Annotated in this window: 20 protein-coding genes; 6 read left to right on the top strand and 14 right to left on the bottom strand. The window is 61.9% G+C overall.

Annotated features, from left to right (window positions below):
- Both dnaA and RlegSU303_RS00010 read left to right on the top strand, forming a co-directional pair.
- Window positions 1-1,551, top strand: a complete 1,551-nt coding sequence (dnaA, locus tag RlegSU303_RS00005; protein ID WP_131719538.1) for a chromosomal replication initiator protein DnaA — start codon at window positions 1-3, stop codon at window positions 1,549-1,551.
- 137 nt (window positions 1,552-1,688) lie between these two features.
- Entirely contained in the window at window positions 1,689-2,771 is a 1,083-nt protein-coding gene (locus tag RlegSU303_RS00010) for a saccharopine dehydrogenase family protein (RefSeq protein WP_003556030.1), read from the top strand.
- 67 nt (window positions 2,772-2,838) lie between these two features.
- Here RlegSU303_RS00010 and hemW read toward each other — a convergent pair whose 3' ends face one another.
- From hemW to rph, 4 genes are read right to left on the bottom strand one after another with little or no spacing between them, the layout of a single operon-like run.
- Window positions 2,839-4,041: a radical SAM family heme chaperone HemW gene (gene hemW, locus RlegSU303_RS00015; RefSeq protein ID WP_131719539.1), complete on the bottom strand. Its 1,203-nt coding sequence runs from the start codon at window positions 4,039-4,041 to the stop codon at window positions 2,839-2,841.
- A 9-nt stretch (window positions 4,042-4,050) separates the two neighbouring features.
- Entirely contained in the window at window positions 4,051-4,695 is a 645-nt protein-coding gene (gene rdgB, locus RlegSU303_RS00020) for an RdgB/HAM1 family non-canonical purine NTP pyrophosphatase (RefSeq protein ID WP_131719540.1), read from the bottom strand.
- Window positions 4,696-5,121 (bottom strand): VOC family protein, encoded by a 426-nt coding sequence (locus RlegSU303_RS00025; RefSeq protein WP_131719541.1) that lies wholly within the window; start codon window positions 5,119-5,121, stop codon window positions 4,696-4,698.
- Window positions 5,118-5,837 carry a ribonuclease PH gene (gene rph / locus RlegSU303_RS00030; protein ID WP_011650181.1) on the bottom strand — a complete coding sequence of 240 codons (720 nt, stop codon included), beginning with the start codon at window positions 5,835-5,837 and terminating at the stop codon, window positions 5,118-5,120. Before rph ends, RlegSU303_RS00025 begins: the two co-directional genes overlap by 4 nt.
- A 128-nt stretch (window positions 5,838-5,965) precedes the next feature.
- Between rph and hrcA the strand changes: the two genes are divergently transcribed.
- Together hrcA and grpE are read left to right on the top strand one after the other, a co-directional pair.
- A complete protein-coding gene (gene hrcA / locus RlegSU303_RS00035) occupies window positions 5,966-7,054 on the top strand; it encodes a heat-inducible transcriptional repressor HrcA (RefSeq protein ID WP_003544833.1) in 1,089 nt (362 codons plus the stop codon).
- Window positions 7,055-7,164: 110 nt separating this feature from the next.
- Entirely contained in the window at window positions 7,165-7,797 is a 633-nt protein-coding gene (grpE, locus tag RlegSU303_RS00040) for a nucleotide exchange factor GrpE (protein ID WP_131719542.1), read from the top strand.
- Window positions 7,798-7,837: 40 nt separating this feature from the next.
- Here grpE and RlegSU303_RS00045 read toward each other — a convergent pair whose 3' ends face one another.
- Window positions 7,838-8,782, bottom strand: coding sequence for a nucleoside hydrolase (locus RlegSU303_RS00045; protein WP_131719543.1), 945 nt, complete (start codon window positions 8,780-8,782; stop codon window positions 7,838-7,840).
- 277 nt (window positions 8,783-9,059) lie between these two features.
- Here RlegSU303_RS00045 and RlegSU303_RS00050 point away from each other — a divergent pair, with 277 nt between their 5' ends.
- Entirely contained in the window at window positions 9,060-9,485 is a 426-nt protein-coding gene (locus tag RlegSU303_RS00050) for an Hsp20 family protein (RefSeq protein ID WP_131719544.1), read from the top strand.
- A 47-nt stretch (window positions 9,486-9,532) separates the two neighbouring features.
- Entirely contained in the window at window positions 9,533-9,790 is a 258-nt protein-coding gene (locus RlegSU303_RS00055) for a BQ00720 family protein (protein WP_003544838.1), read from the top strand.
- Window positions 9,791-9,844: 54 nt separating this feature from the next.
- Here RlegSU303_RS00055 and RlegSU303_RS00060 read toward each other — a convergent pair whose 3' ends face one another.
- The 9 genes from RlegSU303_RS00060 to miaB form a co-directional block, all read right to left on the bottom strand.
- Window positions 9,845-10,111, bottom strand: a complete 267-nt coding sequence (locus tag RlegSU303_RS00060; protein ID WP_011650185.1) for a DUF2277 domain-containing protein — start codon at window positions 10,109-10,111, stop codon at window positions 9,845-9,847.
- 174 nt (window positions 10,112-10,285) lie between these two features.
- Entirely contained in the window at window positions 10,286-10,987 is a 702-nt protein-coding gene (trmB, locus tag RlegSU303_RS00065) for a tRNA (guanine(46)-N(7))-methyltransferase TrmB (RefSeq protein ID WP_131719545.1), read from the bottom strand.
- An 8-nt stretch (window positions 10,988-10,995) separates the two neighbouring features.
- Window positions 10,996-12,234, bottom strand: coding sequence for a methionine adenosyltransferase (metK, locus tag RlegSU303_RS00070; RefSeq protein ID WP_131719546.1), 1,239 nt, complete (start codon window positions 12,232-12,234; stop codon window positions 10,996-10,998).
- Between the two features lie 178 nt (window positions 12,235-12,412).
- A complete protein-coding gene (locus tag RlegSU303_RS00075; protein WP_003544853.1) occupies window positions 12,413-12,829 on the bottom strand; it encodes a helix-turn-helix domain-containing protein in 417 nt (138 codons plus the stop codon).
- A 152-nt stretch (window positions 12,830-12,981) separates the two neighbouring features.
- Complete coding sequence (lnt, locus tag RlegSU303_RS00080) at window positions 12,982-14,586, bottom strand: apolipoprotein N-acyltransferase (RefSeq protein WP_131627834.1); 1,605 nt, start codon at window positions 14,584-14,586, stop codon at window positions 12,982-12,984.
- Window positions 14,587-14,666: 80 nt separating this feature from the next.
- Complete coding sequence (locus tag RlegSU303_RS00085; RefSeq protein ID WP_027669322.1) at window positions 14,667-15,800, bottom strand: hemolysin family protein; 1,134 nt, start codon at window positions 15,798-15,800, stop codon at window positions 14,667-14,669.
- Entirely contained in the window at window positions 15,797-16,312 is a 516-nt protein-coding gene (ybeY, locus tag RlegSU303_RS00090; protein WP_017958697.1) for an rRNA maturation RNase YbeY, read from the bottom strand. Before ybeY ends, RlegSU303_RS00085 begins: the two co-directional genes overlap by 4 nt.
- Complete coding sequence (locus RlegSU303_RS00095; RefSeq protein WP_025392894.1) at window positions 16,312-17,361, bottom strand: PhoH family protein; 1,050 nt, start codon at window positions 17,359-17,361, stop codon at window positions 16,312-16,314. The genes ybeY and RlegSU303_RS00095 overlap by 1 nt, the downstream gene beginning before the upstream one ends.
- Window positions 17,362-17,379: 18 nt before the next feature.
- On the bottom strand, window positions 17,380-18,789 hold the full coding sequence (gene miaB / locus RlegSU303_RS00100; protein WP_168277798.1) for a tRNA (N6-isopentenyl adenosine(37)-C2)-methylthiotransferase MiaB: 1,410 nt from the start codon (window positions 18,787-18,789) through the stop codon (window positions 17,380-17,382).
- Window positions 18,790-18,840 lie beyond the last annotated feature (51 nt).

Raw genomic sequence — 18,840 nt, forward strand, 5'->3', positions numbered from 1 at the left:
ATGCAGATGAATACGATGACGACGGGCGGGCTCGACAATGGGGATGCGGCACCGCAGACGTTCGGCTCCATTCGCCTCGAAGTGGGCGAAGCAAAGGCGGAAATGAAGCAGAGCATTTTGTTTGAGCGCGTCAGCGCGCGCTTGAAGGCCCAGGTCGGTCCTGACGTCTATGCCAGCTGGTTTGCCAGGCTGAAGCTGCATTCGGTCTCGAAGAGCGTGGTTCGCCTTTCGGTTCCCACGACCTTCCTGAAGTCGTGGATCAACAATCGTTATCTCGATCTCATCACCGGCCTGTTCCAGGCCGAGGATCCGGAAATTCTGAAAATCGAAGTCCTGGTGCGCACGGCAACGCGCCACGGCACGAAGGCGCTCGATGAGGCGGTCGCGCCGGAACCAGCCGCCCCCACGCAGATGCGCCGCCCGACAAGCGCGCAGCCGGCCGGTCAGGCCGTCCAGCAGGCGGTTTCGGCTGTTGCCGCCGCAAGGCCAGCAAGCTTTGGCTCGCCGCTCTTCGGTTCGCCGCTCGATAGCCGCTTCACCTTCGACACCTTCGTCGAAGGCAGCTCGAACCGGGTCGCACTTGCGGCTGCAAAGACGATTGCGGAAGCTGGTCAGGGCGCCGTGCGCTTCAACCCGCTCTTCATCCATTCGACCGTCGGCCTCGGCAAGACCCACCTGCTGCAGGCGGTCGCCAATGCCGCGGTGCAGAACCCGCGGGCTCTGCGCGTCGTCTATCTGACGGCCGAATATTTCATGTGGCGCTTCGCCACCGCGATCCGCGACAATGATGCGCTGACGCTGAAGGATTCGCTGCGCAACATCGATCTCTTGATCATCGACGACATGCAGTTCTTGCAGGGCAAGATGATCCAGCATGAATTCTGCCATCTCCTCAACATGCTGCTCGACAGCGCCAAGCAGGTCGTCGTTGCCGCCGACCGTGCGCCCTGGGAGCTGGAGTCGCTCGACCCCCGCGTTCGCTCGCGCCTGCAGGGCGGTGTGGCGATCGAATTCGACGCGCCGGATTACGAGATGCGTCTCGAAATCCTCAAGCGTCGCCTGGCTGTCGCCCGGCTCGAAGATCCGTCGCTCGAAATTCCGGCCGAACTGCTCCAGCACGTCGCCCGCAACGTCACGGCCAGCGGCCGCGAACTCGAAGGCGCCTTCAACCAGCTGGTCTTCCGCCGCTCCTTCGAGCCGAACCTGTCGATCGAACGCGTCGACGAACTGCTCGCCCATCTGGTCGGCTCCGGCGAGCCGCGCCGTGTGCGCATCGAGGATATCCAGCGCATCGTCGCAAGGCACTACAACGTTTCGCGCCAGGAACTGGTGTCGAACCGCCGCACCCGCGTCATCGTCAAGCCGCGCCAGATCGCCATGTATCTGTCGAAGACGCTGACGCCGCGCTCCTTCCCGGAGATCGGCCGCCGGTTCGGCGGGCGCGATCACACGACCGTGCTGCATGCCGTGCGCAAGATCGAGGAGCTGATTTCGGGAGACACCAAGCTTTCGCACGAAGTCGAGCTTCTGAAGCGCCTGATCAACGAATAATCGACGAGTTTTCCCGAAAAATCCACGGCCGGAAGCGATTCCGGCCGTTTTCCTTTATAAGTTTTTTATTCTATACCTCCGGCGCATCCAGTGCATGTCAAAGACTGAAGCGCCAAAACGGCGCGTGGGAGGAATGAATGAGTTTCGAAAAGATCGCCGTTCTCGGCCTGGGCAAGGTCGGACGGCTGGCGGCGACGCTGTTGCATGAAGGCGGCTTCGAGGTCATCGGGGTCGACGCGCAATTGCCGCTGAGCGACGTCCCCTTCAAGTGCCGCACCGGCGATATCTCCGACCCGCAAGTGATCGGCGAACTGCTCTCGAATGTCGAGGCGGTGCTCTCCTGCCTGCCCTATCATTTGAACATCGAATTGGCGCGCGCCGCCCATCTTGCCGGCATTCATTATTTCGATTTGACCGAAGACGTTCCCACAACCAATTTCATCATCGAGCTGTCGAAGACCGCCCGCGGCCTGATGGCGCCGCAATGCGGCCTGGCGCCGGGTTTCGTCGGCATCGTCGGCGCAAGCCTGGCCGACGGCTTCGATCGCTGCCGGTCGATCCGCATGCGCGTCGGCGCCCTGCCGCAGCATCCGACCGGGCTGCTGGGCTATGCCTTCAACTGGTCGCCTGAGGGCGTCGTCAACGAATATCTGAACGACTGCGAGGTCATCGAGGGCGGTGTGCGCAAGCTCGTCTCGCCGATGGAATGGCACGAGACCGTCTATGTCGGCGGCGTCAAGCTCGAAGCCTTCACGACGTCGGGCGGACTTGGCACCATGTGCGATACGATGCTCGGCAAGATCGACAATCTCGATTACAAGACCATGCGTTATCCCGGCCATATGGAGCTGATGAACTTCTTCTTCCACGAGCTGTTGATGCGCGACAAGCGCAAGCTCGCCGGCGAGATCCTGACCAATGCCAAGCCGCCGGTTGAAGACGATGTCGTCTATGTCCATGTTGCCGCCGAAGGCACCGAGAATGGCAGCCTGCGTCGCAAGGAATTCGTGCGCGCCTATTACCCGATCGAGATTGCCGGGGCGCGCCGCACGGCGATCGCCTGGACGACGTCAGCCTCCGTTGTCGCCGTCATCGAGATGGTCCGCGACGGTCTGCTGCCGGCGACCGGCTTCCTGCACCAGGAGCATATTCCGCTGGAGATGTTCCTGAAAACGCCGACCGGCAGCCTTTTCAAGGCGGGCGCGACCAGCCACGGCTGAGACATGCCTTCCTGCGCGGCGGTGATGTCGATGCCGCCGCGCTGCAAATCCACGCGTCGTATGGGTGTCAGCAGGCGAGATCGGCGACGACGGAATCGAGGATCAGCATGCCTGATGGCGTGCAGCGCAGGCGTGAATTGCCGATCCGCTCGATGAATTTGTGTTCGAGCAGGAATTCCTCGCGTTTCGGGTCGAGGTCACGGCCCGAAAGCTGCTGCCAGCGGGCGAGATCGACGCCTTCTCTCAGCCGCAGCCCCATCAGCAGCAGCTCGTCGGACTGTTCCTCGAAGCCGAGCCGCTCCTCGTCGAGAATGCCGTGCCCATCACGCTCGACCATGTCGAGCCAGGTTTCCGGCTTGCGCTCGGTCGCCGTCGCGAGCTTCTCGGGGCCACGCGTCAGCCGGCCATGGGCGCCCGGGCCGATGCCGGCATAATCGCCGTAGCGCCAGTAGGTCAGGTTATGCCGGCTTTCAGCGCCTGGCCGGGCATGATTGGAAACCTCATAGGCCGGCATGCCCTCGCGCGCGGTGATCTCCTGCGTCGCCTCGTAGAGCAGTGCCGATTGCTCGCCATCCGGCACGATCAGCTTGCCGGCCTTGTGCAGGCCGTAGAAGGGCGTGCCCTCCTCGATGGTCAGCTGATAGAGCGAAAGATGGTCGACCGCATAGGAGATCGCCTCCTTCAGTTCCTTTTCCCATTCCTCGACCGTCTGCTCCGGCCGGGCATAGATCAGGTCGAAGGACATGCGCGGAAAGATGTCGCGCGCCAGCCTTATCGCCTTCAGTGCGTCGGCGACATCATGCAGCCTGCCGAGGAATTTCAGATCCCGGTCGTTCAGCGCCTGCACGCCGAGCGAGACGCGATTGACGCCGGCCGCCCGATAGCCGCGGAACCGTTCAGCCTCGACGCTCGAAGGGTTGGCCTCCATGGTGATCTCGATGCCATCTGGCACATGCCAGTGCCGCGCAATGCCGTCGAGAATGGCCGAGACCGTTTCCGGCTTCATCAGCGAGGGCGTGCCGCCGCCGAGAAAGATGCTCGTCACCGTCTTCGGCCCGCTCATCGACCGGACCGCCGCCATCTCTGTCAGGAAGGCTGATGTAAAGCGCTCCTGATCCACCGGCTGGTGGCGCACATGGCTGTTGAAGTCGCAATAGGGACACTTCGCCGCGCAGAAGGGCCAATGCACATAGACGCCGAAGCCCGGCTCGCCGGTATCAGGCAGCAGAGCCGCGTCGCGCGAGGTGCTGGGCGTGTCGAAATTGACCACGGACCGACTCTATGCCTCCAGGCAGGTTTCGACAAAGAGTTTGAAGGCGCGGGCCCGGTGCGACAGCGCTTGCGGCTTGCCGACGTTCCAGCCGTGTTTTTCCTCGCCGCTCATTTCGCCGAAGGTGATGTCGTAGCCCTCGGGCTGGAACACCGGATCGTAGCCGAAGCCCTGGGTGCCGCGCGGCGGCCAGACGACGCTGCCTTCCACCTCGCCGCGGAACAGCTCCGTATGCCCATCCGGCCAGGCGAGGCAGAGCACGCTGATGAAGCGCGCCCTGCGCTGTTCGGGCTTTGTCGCGCCGGCATCCTGCAGCGCCTTTTCCACCTTGGCCATCGCCATGTCGAAATCGCGCGTGCCGTCGGCCCTCTCCGCCCAATTGGCGGTGTAGACACCGGGATCGCCGCCGAGTGCATCAACCACCAGCCCGGAATCGTCCGACAACGCCGGCATGCCTGAGGCATTGGCCGAGGCGACCGCCTTGATCGTCGCATTCTCCTCGAAGCTCGTGCCCGTCTCATCCGGCTCGACGAAATTCAGCTCGGCCGCCGATTTGGCGGTGAAGCCGAGCGGCCCGATCAATTCCTGGATCTCGCGGATCTTGCCGGCATTGTGGCTGGCGACGACGATGGTCTTCGTTTCAAGCTTGCGCATTCAGATGTCCTGTTCGATGCCCCAGATTTTAGCCTCCGCGCATTCCAGGCTGTTGCCATCTGGATCGCGGAAATAGATCGAGCGGCCGCCGTTCGGCCAGCGCACCTCGGATTCGATCGCAACGCCGGCCGCCGTCAGCCGTTCGGCCATAGCATCGAGATTGCGGCCGGATACCCGGAAACAGGCATGGCCCTGGCCGCTCGTGCCGTGCGGCGGCACCTGCAGTGCTTCAGGCGCTGGCGGCTTCACCGTTTCCTTAGGATTGAAGATCAGGAGAACGCCTGGCCCGCAGCGGAAGAAGACATGCCGGTTGGCGGCGCGGGCGATCTTTTCAAGTCCGAGAACGTCTTCGTAGAACGTCTCGGCCTTATCGAGATCCCGCGCATAGAGCGCCGTTTCCAACATGCCTTCCAGCATGGGGTTCATCCTTCGACGGCTTGCTTCTGCAGCGCCACGAGTTCGCCGATGCCGTTTCTGGCAAGCTGCATCAGCGAGGTGAATTCGCCCTCGCTGAACGGCGTGCCTTCGGCCGTGCCCTGGATCTCGACGATCCCGCCGGTGCCCGTCATGACGAAGTTCGCATCGGTCTCGGCCGAGGAATCCTCGAGGTAATCGAGATCGATCACCGGCTGGCTGGCGAAGATACCGCAGGAGATGGCGGCGACATGATCCTTCAGGACCCGGTCGACCTTGATCATGTTGCGGCTTTCCATCCATTTCAGGCAGTCGTAAAGCGCGATCCAGCCGCCGGTGATCGAGGCGGTCCGCGTGCCGCCATCGGCCTGGATGACGTCGCAATCCAGCGTGATCTGCCGTTCGCCGAGCGCCTGCAGGTCGACGACGGCGCGCAGCGACCGGCCGATCAGTCGCTGGATTTCCTGGGTGCGGCCGCCCTGCTTGCCGGCGGCGGCTTCGCGCTTCATGCGTTCGCCGGTCGCCCGCGGCAGCATGCCGTATTCGGCCGTGACCCAGCCCTTGCCGGTATTACGCAGCCATGGCGGCGTCTTTTCTTCGAGGCTCGCCGTGCAGAGCACATGCGTATCGCCGAACTTCACCAGGCAGGAGCCTTCCGCATGCTTGGAAAAATTGCGCTCGAACGAGACCTTGCGCATCTGGTCGATTTTTCTGCCTGAAGGCCGCATTCTTATCTCCTGGGGTTTATTTGACCGCTTCTACGATTGGCGGCGCTCATTTGCAAATTCCCTTTTGCCACGGGTGTTAGTTTGACTTACTTTTCGGGAAGTATCATCAGCACGGGTTCGAAAGCTTCATGGGCATCAGGTCGACGTCGGTTTCGGATGCCGTAGCTGCGCTGGACGAGCGCTCCAGGGAAATTTTTCGTCGCATCGTCGAAGGTTATCTGGAAAGCGGCGAGCCGCTCGGTTCGCGCAACCTGTCCCGTATCCTGCCGATGTCGCTGTCGCCGGCCTCGGTGCGCAACGTCATGAGCGATCTCGAAGAGCTCGGCCTGATCTATTCGCCGCATGTCAGCGCCGGCCGGTTGCCGACCCAGATCGGCCTGCGCTTCTTCGTCGATGCCTTCATGCAGGTCGGTGACCTCTCGGCCGAGGAACGCGCCAACATCGACCGCCAGGTGCGGGTCGAAAGCGGCGGCAATCCCGTCGAATCGATGATGAACGAGGCCAGCCGCATGTTATCCGGCATTTCGCGCGGCGCCGGCCTCGTCATCACCTCGAAAAGCGATCCGGTGCTGAAACATGTCGAGTTCATCCGGCTCGAACCGACAAAGGCGCTGGCCGTGCTCGTCGGCGATCACGATCAGGTGGAAAACCGCATCATCGAGCTGCCGGCAGGCGTCACCTCCTCGCAGCTGACCGAAGCTGCGAATTTCCTCAATGCCCATATGTCCGGCCAGACCCTGCCGGAGCTTCGCAAACAATTAAGCCGGTTGAAGGACGACGTTCGTCACGAACTCGATGCCCTGTCGCGCGATCTGGTCGAGCGCGGCATTGCTGTCTGGGCCGGCAGCCCGGACGAGGGAAAGCCCACCCAACTGATCATCCGCGGCCGCGCCAACCTGCTCGAAGGCCTCGCCGGCGCCGAGGATCTCGACCGGCTGCGCCTGCTGTTCGACGATCTCGAGAAGAAGGACAGCCTGATCGAGATCCTCAATCTCGCCGAAAGCGGTTCGGGCGTGCGCATCTTCATCGGTTCGGAAAACAAGCTCTTCTCGCTGTCCGGCTCATCGCTCATCGTCGCACCCTATCGTGACGACGACGATCGCATCGTCGGTGCCGTCGGCGTCATCGGCCCGACGCGGCTGAATTATTCCCGCATCGTGCCGATGGTGGACTATACAGCCCAGCTCGTCTCCCGCCTTTCGCGCAATCAGCTTTGACGCGCAGCTATCAGTCACGCGGAATTTTCGCTTCTTTGTCACGCAGACTTGATTTTTTTCGGTCAAACCTCGATATCGGGCGCATCTGAAGACACCAACCGGAGACCGTCATGACCGATGACACGACGAAAAACGGACCTGACGCAACTGCGGCGGATGCCGCAGCCGACGCTACCGCCTACGTCGAGAACGAAACTGCGCAGCAAGAGCCCGCCCAGCCGGACCCGATCGAGCTTCTGAAAGCCGAAAACGGCGAACTGCGTGACCGCTATCTGCGCCTTGCTGCCGAGATGGACAATCTGCGCCGCCGCACCGAACGCGAGGTGAAGGATGCCAAGTCCTATTCCGTCGCGGGTTTCGCGCGCGACATGCTCGCCGTCTCGGATAATCTGCGCCGCGCGCTCGATGCCATCGCTCCGGAGACCAAGGCTACGGCCGATGCCGGCCTGAGCACGCTGATCGAGGGTGTCGAAATGACCGAGCGCGCCATGCTGTCGGCTCTCGAGCGCCACGGCGTTCGCAAGCTGGAGCCGGTTGGCCAGAAGTTCGATCCGAATTTCCATCAGGCAATGTTCGAGGTGCCGAACCCCGACGTGCCGAACAATACCGTCGTCCAGGTCGTGCAGGCAGGCTTCTCCATCGGCGAGCGCGTGCTGCGCCCGGCCATGGTCGGTGTCGCCAAGGGCGGCCCGAAGCCGGCCGAAGCCGAAACCAACTCCGTCTTCGACGAGAAGGACGCCTGAGGTCGTTTCTTTCCTCCTTGCGAGGAAGGAGACCGAAGTTTTAGATGCGGGCGAAGCGTTCGATCAGCAGATCGAAGAAGCCGTCCGCATCGACATGGCGCATGACCCTGGCATTGCGCTTGCGCTCGGTCACATGCCACCAGTCGACGACCGTCATGCCGACCGTGAGTTCGGACTGGACCTCGATCTCGACATTGCAGTCCCGGCCCTTGAAAAGCTCCGGCTTCAGCAGATAGGCGACGACGGTCGGGTCGTGTAGCGGCCCGCCGTCGGAACCGTATTTCTCGATGTCGAAGCGTTCGAAGAATTCCAGCATCTCGACCATGGCCTTTGCCGGCGCTGTGCCGATCTCGGCCATGCGCTTCACCCGATCCTTACGGGTCAGCAATTGATGCGTCACGTCTAGCGGCATCATCACGATCGGAACGCCTGAGCGGAAGACGATATCGGCGGCCTCTGGGTCGACATAGATGTTGAATTCGGCCACCGGCGTGATGTTGCCGCCCTCGAAAAAGCCGCCGCCCATCATCACCAGTTCGCGGATGCGGGGGACGATGTCGGGCGCCTTCTGGAAGGCCATGCCGATATTGGTGAGCGGCCCGAGCGTGCAGACCGTCACCGTTCCTTCCGGCTCGCGGCGCAGCGTCTCGATGATGAAGTCGACAGCATGGCCGGGCTGCAGCGCCATTGTCGGTTCGCTGAGTTCCGGACCGTCGAGGCCGGTTTTGCCATGCACATGTTCGGCGGTCACCAGCTTGCGGGCGATCGGCGCGTCGGCGCCGGCGAAAACCTTCGTCTCCGTCCGGCCGCAGAGCTCGCAGACGATGCGCGCATTGCGGCTGGTGAGCGAAAGCGGCACGTTGCCGGCGACCGTCGTGACCCCCAGCACCTCCAGCTCATCGGGGCTGCCGAAGGCAAGCATGATGGCGGCCGCGTCGTCCTGGCCGGGATCCGTGTCGATGATGATCTTTCTTGCGCTTGCCATTCCGATCGTTCCATCCTCGCACTGCGTGTTATCGGGCATGCACCGATTTCTTCACGTTCCGTCACAAATCAGCACAATCCGCGCGGGCATGTTTTGATGCGAGGCAGCAGGCGCTTTGTCAAGGAAAGAGCCTGACGCCAGCTTAAAATTGAGAAGGTGGCGCCGACACGTCGCGCCCTATGCCTTGCAGCGCCGGGCTCTTCTCCCCATATTAGCGGCATCCGGATGCTGCCGTTAAGGTCCGGGATGGTCGCTTGCATCAAGGACTTGAAACGAGATGAGCCGCATTACCCCTTTCGCCAGCCCGCTGCTTCTGGGCTTCGATGCCATGGAAAAGACGCTGGAGCGCATTTCCAAGGCAAGTGACGGATATCCACCTTATAATATCGAACGCATCGCCGCCGACACCGGCGCGCCGGAACGTCTGCGCATCACCCTTGCCGTGGCCGGCTTCAGCGAGGAGGAACTCGATGTCTCCATTGAGGAGAATCAGCTTGTGATCCGCGGCCGCCAGGCCGAACAGGGTGAACGGGACTATCTTTATCGCGGTATCGCCGCCCGTCAGTTCCAGCGTACTTTCGTTCTTGCCGACGGCATGCAGGTGCTCGGCGCCGGCCTGAAGAACGGTCTGCTCTCCGTCGATCTAATTCGTCCGGAACCCGCGCGCATGGTCAAGAAAATTAACATTTCGGTCTCACAGTAGCACAACGGTTTGTCGAACCGTTGGTCCCTTCTCCCGGAGGAACAGGAATGTTGATGAAAGAAGCCACGTCTCACTTGACCAAATCCGAGCTTGCCCACATCGGCAACGGCGAGGTCGCCTATATCAGAAAAATGCGGACCGATGAGGTCGCCAAGTGCTTTCCCGAGGCGCCGGATATCGATCCGAACGTCGATCTCTGGGCACTCTTCGGCGCCGACGGCACGCCGATCCTTTTGACGGACAACCGCTCCAGCACCTTTTTCAAGGCTGCCGAGGACGAATTGAAGACGGTCAGCCTGCACTGACCGTCAAGGCCATTTGAGCCTTGATTGAGATCTCCTGTGCGTGACAGGGTTTCCTTAAGCGAACCGGACCGCCGTTCTCGCGCGCGCCTTTGCCGCGACCTCTTCGCGATCACGAGGAGGTTGAGACGTTTCCAGCGAATCGAGCAGCTCGCGGGCACATGCCGCGATCGAACTGACCGCGTGCTCGAATGCGACCTCGTTGCGCTTCGACGGTTTGGTCGTTCCGCTCACCTTGCGCACGAACTGGAGCGCGGCATCGTGGATCTCGTCGTCCGTCGCTGGCGGATCGAAATTGAACAGGGGTTTTATATTTCGGCACATGACTTGCTCCCGGTCATTTTCTCTCTTCCATTGAGAGAAGGGTGGCCAGCACAGAAAATAGTCGCGTGAGCGCCAATGGCAACCGGTCCAACGGCGGAACTCTACGCGTCGCAGGTGAGGGCGCAGCCCGTTCAGTTCGGTCTGTTGTCGCTGTTCGACGACTTGCAGGCGGCCTCAGATTTTCCTGAAAGTCAGATAGGCCGAAGACCGGCCCTCGCGCCGCGCCTTGGCCTCGTAACGTGTGCTCGGCCAGCCCTCATAGGGGGTCAGCCAATCGGCTGCATTGTCGGCTATCCAATCGAAGCCGCCATGGTCGCGGCATTTGATCAGCGTCCAGTTCACATAGGTATCGATGTCGGAGGCGAAGCAGAACAGGCCGCCGGGCTTCAGCACGCGATGAAAGCGGCCGAGATTGGTTTTCGAGACGAAACGCCGCTTCCAGTGCTTCCGCTTCGGCCAGGGATCGGGATAGAGCAGATCGATCTGATCGAGTGAGCCGTCCGGCAGCCAGTCGAGCAGCTGCGTCGCGTCGTCATTATAGACGCGGATATTGGTGGCACCCGTCTCGCCGATGCGCGACAGCAGCTTCTGCATGGAATTGACGAAGGGTTCGACACCGATGAAGCCAGTCGAAGGCCTCTCCAGCGCACGGTGGATCAGATGCTCGCCGCCGCCGAAACCGATTTCCAGCCGCAATCTTTCGACCGGAACCGGGAAGAGGGAAGTCAGCGGCTCCGGGGGAGCCGCTGTAAGATCGATCAGGAATGCCGGCAAGAGACTGTTCAGCGTCTCGGCCTGCTGTTCGCGCAGGGCCTTGCCCTTGCGGCGACCGAAGAAGGCTTCGGTCGCCCGGCCGCGGCGTTCCATATCCGTCATGCTTTATCTCAGGCCTTCACGCTTTCCTTGAGCGCCTTCACGAGGTCGGTGCGCTCCCAGGAGAACGAGCCGTCGCGGCCGGCCTTGCGGCCGAAATGGCCGTAAGCGGAGGTCTTGGCATAGATCGGCTTGTTGAGGTCGAGATGGCGGCGGATACCGGTCGGCGAAAGGTCCATGTTCTTGCGGATAGCCGCTTCGATCTGATCCTCGGTGACCTTGCCGGTGCCATGCAGGTCGACATAGATCGACAGCGGTTGGGCGACGCCGATCGCGTAGGAGATCTGGATCGTGCAGCGGTCGGCAAGGCCGGCGGCGACGACGTTCTTGGCAAGATAGCGGGCGGCATAGGCGGCCGAACGGTCGACCTTCGTCGTGTCCTTGCCGGAGAATGCGCCACCGCCATGCGGAGCGGCGCCGCCGTAGGTGTCGACGATGATCTTGCGGCCGGTGAGGCCCGCATCGCCGTCCGGTCCGCCGATGACGAACTTGCCGGTCGGGTTGATGTACCACTTGCAATCGTCGGCGATCTTCAGTTCGCCGAGCGCTTCGCGGATATAGGGCTCGACGACGGCGCGGACCTTGTTCGAATCCCAGCTCTCGTCGAGATGCTGGGTCGAAAGCACGATCGAGGTTGCTTCCGACGGCTTGCCGTCGACGTAACGCACGGTCACCTGGCTCTTGGCGTCGGGGCCGAGCTTGGCGACTTCGCCGTCACCCTTCTTGCGGGCAACTGCGAGCAGCTGCAGGATCTTGTGGGAATAGTAGATCGGCGCCGGCATCAGGTCCGGCGTTTCACGGCAGGCGTAACCGAACATGATGCCCTGGTCGCCGGCGCCCTCGTCGCCCTGCTGGTCGGCGGCGCTGTCGACGCCCTGCGCGATGTCGGCCGACTGCGAGTGCAGGAGCACGTCGATCTTTGCCGTCTTCCAGTGGAAGCCGTCCTGCTCGTAACCGATATCCTTGATGGCGCGCCGCGCTGCAGCCTTGAACTTCGAAGGATTGATGACGTCTTTGCCGTCCTTGTCCTTCTTCATCAGGCTCGGCGGCAGGCGGACCTCGCCGGCGATGACGACGCGGTTGGTCGTCGCCAGCGTTTCGCAGGCAATGCGCACGCCCCACGGATTGACGCCGGTCTTGGCCGCTTCGCGGTAGACCAGATCGACGATCTCGTCGGAGATGCGATCACAGACCTTGTCCGGATGACCCTCGGCAACAGACTCGCTGGTAAAGAGATAATTCGCGCGCATTTCGGGATTCCCCTCAAAGAATAAAAGCCAGCTAGTAGGTACTCAGTTCGAGGGCCGATGACAAGCGCAGAAGGACATAAATATATCTTTATATCTGCGACAAAGTGACAAATTTTGCCCCAAAAACGCAAAAAAGGCGGCCTTTCGACCGCCTTTCGAATTCTGCGCTGGTCTTGGTTCAGTCGGCGTCGGCTTCAGCGGCCAGGGCTTTCACAAGCTCCACGACCTTGCGACGAACCTTGGGATCGGAAATCTTGACGAAGGCGCGATTGAGCTGCAGTCCTTCCGAGGACGACAGGAAATCGACGACGTAGTTCGAGCTGGAGGCTTCCATGCCGCCGCCGGCACTGGAATGTTCGCCGGGCGCGTCCTCGAAGAAAAACGACACCGGAACATTGAGGATGTTCGAGATGTTCTGCAGGCGGCTTGCGCCGACGCGGTTGGTGCCCTTTTCGTATTTCTGGATCTGCTGGAAGGTGATGCCAAGGCTTTCGCCAAGCTTTTCCTGGCTCATGCCCAGCATCGTACGGCGGAGGCGAATACGGCTGCCAACATGGATGTCGATCGGATTCGGCTTCTTCTTGTTTTCAATCATGGTCGTGCCCTAGCTAAGAATTTCAACCTGTTTCTAACCGGCATGCCCCTGATCCATCCCAAAACGCCACGTTGCAAGCGGTGAGGAACCCACCTTCAAACATACGTTAAGAACGCCGATTGACATCACTATGCGATTTTAGGGGTTTTTGGTCAATTCAACCCGGAAATAAAACCTCTGCGAGAAATTAGCGCAATCAAAATCAGCAGCGCCTCGATCAACCAGAAGTATGTTTGCCGGGGGAATGCCGTTCCGACTCCATCGCCGATGCTATCGAGCGTTGCATCGACGAAGCCGGTTTCTCCAAGATCGAGGCCCGCAATAATTTCCCCATGCGCATTCACCAGCGCTGAAATGCCGCTATTGGCGTCGCGAATCAGCGGCAGGCCGGTTTCGACAGCCCGCACCCGCGCCTGCTGGAAATGCTGGTAGGGGCCGGGCGTCACGCCAAACCAGGCATCATTGGTGATATTGAGGATCGCGTTGGCGTCTTTTATGTCACCGGTCATTTCGCCGGGAAAAATGATCTCATAGCAAATCAGCGGATAGAGATTGAGCCCGCCGGGCAGCGCCAGCAGGTGCCGGTTTGCCGCGGCCGAAAAGCCGCCCGGTATCTCGACGACGTTCTGGATACCGAATTCGGTGAGCACGTCCTCGAAGGGCAGATATTCGCCGAAGGGCACCAGATGCACCTTGTCGGAGGCGGCGATGATCTGGCCGCGGCCGTCGATCACGTAGATGGAATTATAGTAGCGCGGCGGCGTGCCTGGTCCCATCTCCTCGGCGCGAACGGCGCCGGCGATCAGGATCTGATTGTCGTCGAGCGTATCGGCGATCCGCGTCAGCGCATCCTGATTGTCGGTCAGGATGAAGGGGATCGACGTTTCCGGCCAGACGATGATATCGGGCTTGCGCCCGCCATTCTCAGGCGCTTCGGCCGACAGCTTCAGATGTGTCTCGAAGATCGCGGCGCGGTCGACGTCGTTATCCATTTTCGCTGTCTGGTCGATCGCCGGCTGCACCAGCCGCACCACCGGCCGCTTGTCCTCAGGCAATGTGTCCGGCCGCGGCGCGAGATGGAGAGCATAGGCGCCATAACCGAGATGGGCGGCAAAGAAGAGGGCGGCGAGCGCGATGCCCGTCCGTGCCCCTTGCCGCGTCCCGGCAAGGGCAGGCGCAGAAAAGACGAAGACGGCAAGGGCCGTTACGCCCATCGCTCCGATCACATGCGCCGACTGCATCATCAGCGGAACCGGCATGATGCCGTAGCCGATGGCGTTCCAGGGAAAGCCGGTGAGGACGAAGCTTCGAAGCCATTCCATCAGCCCGAAGCCTGCCGCAAGCGCGGCGATCCGCCCCATGCCATCAGACCAGACGATGCGGGCAAGGGCGGCTGCCAGGCCGTAGAAGATCGCAAGGCAGGCCGGCAGCCCGAGGATTGCCAGCGGCAGCGCCCAGGCGAATTCTTCCTGATCGATCAGCAGCGCATGGCCGAGCCACCAGAGGCCGGCGACGAAATAGCCGAAGCCGAACAGCCAGCCGGTGGCAAACGCCGGCCACAGCCTGCCGATCAGGCCGCTTTCAGGCGAAGCCGCCGCCCCATCGATCAGCCAGACGAGCAGGGTGAAGGAAACGAACATCGCCGCGAAAAAGCCGATGGGCGGCAGCGCCAGAACCGCGAATGCCCCGGCGGCGATAGCCAGCAGCGACCGTTTGAAACCCCAGACGAGGATAACCCTGTCCGCAAGCCGCTCCATGCGCACTCCCATCAAACCGCGAATCAACCCATTCGCAGTCTTTCAAAAAAGCGGCTCTTTGTCCCGTCAGTTGGGTCCTGTCAGTTGGCGGTCGATTCCGCCGGCCGGTCGTCGCCGGCCTCTGAGCCGCCATCCGCCTTGGCGCGGCGGCGGATCGCGTGGCGCTTGCGGGTGATGCGCAGCCGCTTGATGCGGCGCGGATCGGCGTCGAGGATGTGGAATTCGAAGCCCGGCAGCGCCTGGACGACCTCGCCGCGCACCGGGATGCGGCCGAGTGCCGAGAAAATCAGGCCGCCCAGCGTATCGACCTCGTCGACCTGCTCGCTGATGTCGAAATCCGGCCCGATCGCTTGGGCGATCTCTTCCAGCTCGACGCGGGCGTCGGCGATGAACATGTCCTCGGCGACGCGCTTGAACATCACCTCCTCGTCGTCATGTTCGTCGTCGATGTCGCCGACCACCATTTCGACGATGTCTTCATGCGAGGCAAGCCCGTCGGTGCCGCCATATTCGTCGATGACGAGCGCCATCTGCGTGCGGTTCACCTGCATCCGGCGCAACAGGTCGGACGCCAGCATCGACGGCGGCACGAACAGGATCTTGCGGATGATGCCGGCCTCGGCCAGCGTCTTTTGCAGGTCGACGCGGGCGAGATCGAAATTCGGCTTGGCCGAACGCGTGGTCTTCTGGATATTTTCGGGCGCGACCTCGATCGCCGGCACGGCAACGGCCGGCTTCGCCGGGGCACGGCGCTTATTGCGCGCCTGCTTGGCGACATAGGAGAGCAGGTCGCGGATATGCACCATGCCGCGCGGATCGTCGAGCGTATCGGCATAGACAGGCATGCGCGAGCGGCCGGATTCCTCGAAGAGGATCATCAGCTCGCCGATGGTGATGTTCTGGTCGACCGCCTCGATATCGGCGCGCGGCACCATCACGTCGGCGACGCGCACCTCGCGAAAACGCAGTATGTTGTTGAGCATCGCCCGTTCGTCGGGCGAAAAGGCGTCGTCGCCGGCTGCATCTGTCATAAGCGCGTCGGCGAGATCCTCGCGCAATCGCGAGCCCTGCTGCGGGCGAAGGATGCGCGCGGCGCGCGACCAGAAGGATTGCGATCGGCCGGATGGCCGACTACTACTGCCTGCCTCGTCCGAAGAGGAGGATGGCTCGGAGTCCTTGGCGTCTGCCGCCGGCTTCGTCGTAAAGTCGCTCATGGTTCCATTTTAAGGTCTTGACCCTCGTAGGGATCAGATAGGCCGAGCTGCGCCAAAATGCGAGTCTCCAACCCCTCCATAATTTCGGCTTCGGCACTATTCATATGGTCGTAGCCGAGAAGATGCAAGAAACCGTGCACCAGAAGATGGGTCAGGTGGTCGTCGAAACTCTTTTCGAGCTCGGCCGCTTCCCGCTCGAGCGTCTCCCGGGCGATGATGATGTCGCCGAGCATAGGGCCGGGCATCTTGCCGGGCTGAACCGGAAAGGCCGGAAAGGAGAGCACGTTGGTCGCCTTGTCCTTGCCGCGCCATTCGGCATTGATGTCCTGGATCGAGGCATCGTCGGTGAAAACAAGCGAAACCTCGGGCGGCATCGTCGGGAAGGGCTGCTTCTCGCTGTCGCGGAGATAGATCGTGGCGGCGCCAAGCACACGTTCGCAAAACGACAGCAGCGTCTCCTCGCCGGGCCAGCCGATGTCCTCGACGCTGATCTGGATGTCGAGTTCGGCCATTAGCCCTGCCGGCTGACGTCTTCGGCGACGGCATAGGTGGAATCATAGGCCCTGACGATGCGCCCGACCAGCGGGTGGCGGACGACGTCGGTATCCGTGAAGCGCACGATCGAGATGCCCTCGACGCCGTTCAGAAGCTGCAGGGCCTCGACGAGGCCGGATTTGACGCCGCGCGGCAGATCGATCTGGCTCGGGTCGCCGGTGACGATCATGCGCGCATTTTCGCCGAGACGCGTCAGGAACATCTTCATCTGCATCGACGTGGTGTTCTGCGCTTCGTCGAGGATGATGGCGGCGTTGGCGAGCGTGCGGCCGCGCATGAAGGCGAGCGGCGCGATTTCGATGACGCCGGCGGTGATCGCCCGGTCGACCTTGTCGGCAGGGATCATGTCGTAGAGCGCATCATAGAGCGGGCGAAGATAGGGATCGACCTTTTCCTTCATGTCGCCGGGCAGGAAGCCGAGGCGCTCGCCGGCCTCGACGGCCGGGCGCGACAGGATGATCTTTTCGACCGCGCCGCGCTCCAGCAGCTGGGCGGCATGGGCGACGGCGAGATAGGTCTTGCCTGTGCCGGCCGGGCCGACGCCGAAGACAAGCTCGGCGCGTTCCAGTGCCCTGATATAGGCGTCCTGCATCGGCGTGCGGGCGATGATCGTCTTCTTGCGGGTGGAAACCTGCGCCATCGTCAGCTTGGCCTTGCGCTCCATGGTCGGCAGGCTGAGCTGATCGTCGGCGGCGACCGCCATGCGGATTGCACCCTCGACGTCGGATCGTTCCACGCTGCCGCCTTTCTGAAGTTTTTCATAGAGATAGTCGAGCGTACGCCGCGCCTGATTGGTGGTCACGATATCGCCGGTGATGACGACCGAATTGCCGCGTGCCCGCGCATCGATGTTCAGCCGTTGCTCGAGCAGCTTGAGGTTTTGGTCGAATTGACCAAAGAGCTCGCTGGCGAACCGGTTGTTCTCGAACGTCAGGACGAAGTGATTGGTATCGCTCGGCGTGCGGGGGTGGCGCGGTGAAGAAGAAACCAATTCTTGTCCGTTCAAGCGGTCGGGCTCCTTGGGTTAGACCGCAGCCTCTGCACGTTCGGCAAACAGGCTGTTTGTTCCGGTCCCTGTGATTCGCACTTTAATAATGTCACCGATTTGCGATGCTTTTGCATCAACATTCACTGATTGAAGCCAGGGAGAACGTCCGATTAGTTGTTCCGGCATGCGACCGGGCTTTTCGAGCAACAGGTCGATCTCTTTGCCGATGCAGGATTCGGCAAATTCCTGCTGCTGCTTCAGGAGAAGCATTTGCAGGCGTTCCAGCCGTTCTGCCTTGATCTCTTCCGGCACCTGGTCCTTCAGCTCCGCGCCGGGCGTGCCCGGCCGTGTCGAGTATTTGAACGAGAAGGCCTGTGCATAACGGACCTCCTCCACAAGTCTCAATGTATCCTTAAAATCCTCATCTGTCTCCCCCGGAAAGCCGGTGATGAAATCGCCCGACAGCGCAATGTCGGGCCGCACCGTGCGGATGCGCTCGATCAGCGCCCGATATTCGGCGGCCGTGTGGCGCCGGTTCATCGCTTTCAGGATGCGGTCCGAGCCCGATTGCACCGGCAGGTGCAGATAGGGCATCAGTGCGCTGAGGTCGCGATGGGCATTGATCAGCCGGTCGTCCATGTCGCGCGGATGGCTTGTGGTATAGCGCAGCCGCGCAAGGCCGGGGATCTCGGCCAGCCGGTAGAGCAGGTCGCCGAGGCTCCATGCCTCGTCCCGCGGTCCGGCGCCGTGCCAGGCGTTGACGTTCTGCCCGAGCAGGGTGATCTCGCGCACCCCGCTGTCGGCGAGCTTTTCGGCTTCCTCGACGATCTGGGAAACCGGCCGCGACACTTCCGAGCCGCGTGTATAGGGCACGACGCAGAAGGTGCAGAATTTGTCGCAGCCTTCCTGCACCGTCAGGAAGGCGGTGACGCCGCGGGCGCGGATCCTTCGGCTCTCGGCGATCGGCAGATGCTCGAACTTGTCCTCGATCGCATATTCCGTATCGACGACGCGCTGGCCTTGTTTGGCCAGGCGTAGCGCTTCCGGCAGACGATGATAGGTCTGCGGGCCGATGACGACGTCGACGGCGGGTGCGCGGCGCAGGATCTCTTCGCCTTCGGCCTGGGCGACGCAGCCGGCAACGCCGATCATCATCTCCCGGCCGTCCGCCGCCTTCTTCTTTTTCATATCGCGCAGCCGTCCGAGCGCCGAATAGACCTTCTCGGCCGCCTTTTCGCGGATATGGCAGGTATTGAGGAGAACGAGGTCCGCCTCTTCCATATCTTCCGTCGGCTCATAGCCGTCGCGGGCGAGCGCATCGCTCATGCGCATGGAATCGTAGACGTTCATCTGGCAGCCATAGGTCTTGATGAAGACCTTGCGGCTGTTGCTGCCATCGCGGGGTGTCGATTCCGGGGCCTGGAGAAGGGCGCTGTCCTGTGTCATGGCGCGCTATTTAGTGGTTTTTGCCGCCGGAGAAAATCGAAATCTTGTTCT

It is taken from the genome of Rhizobium sp. SU303, from assembly GCF_021052345.1.
Classification (GTDB): Bacteria; Pseudomonadota; Alphaproteobacteria; order Rhizobiales; family Rhizobiaceae; genus Rhizobium; species Rhizobium laguerreae.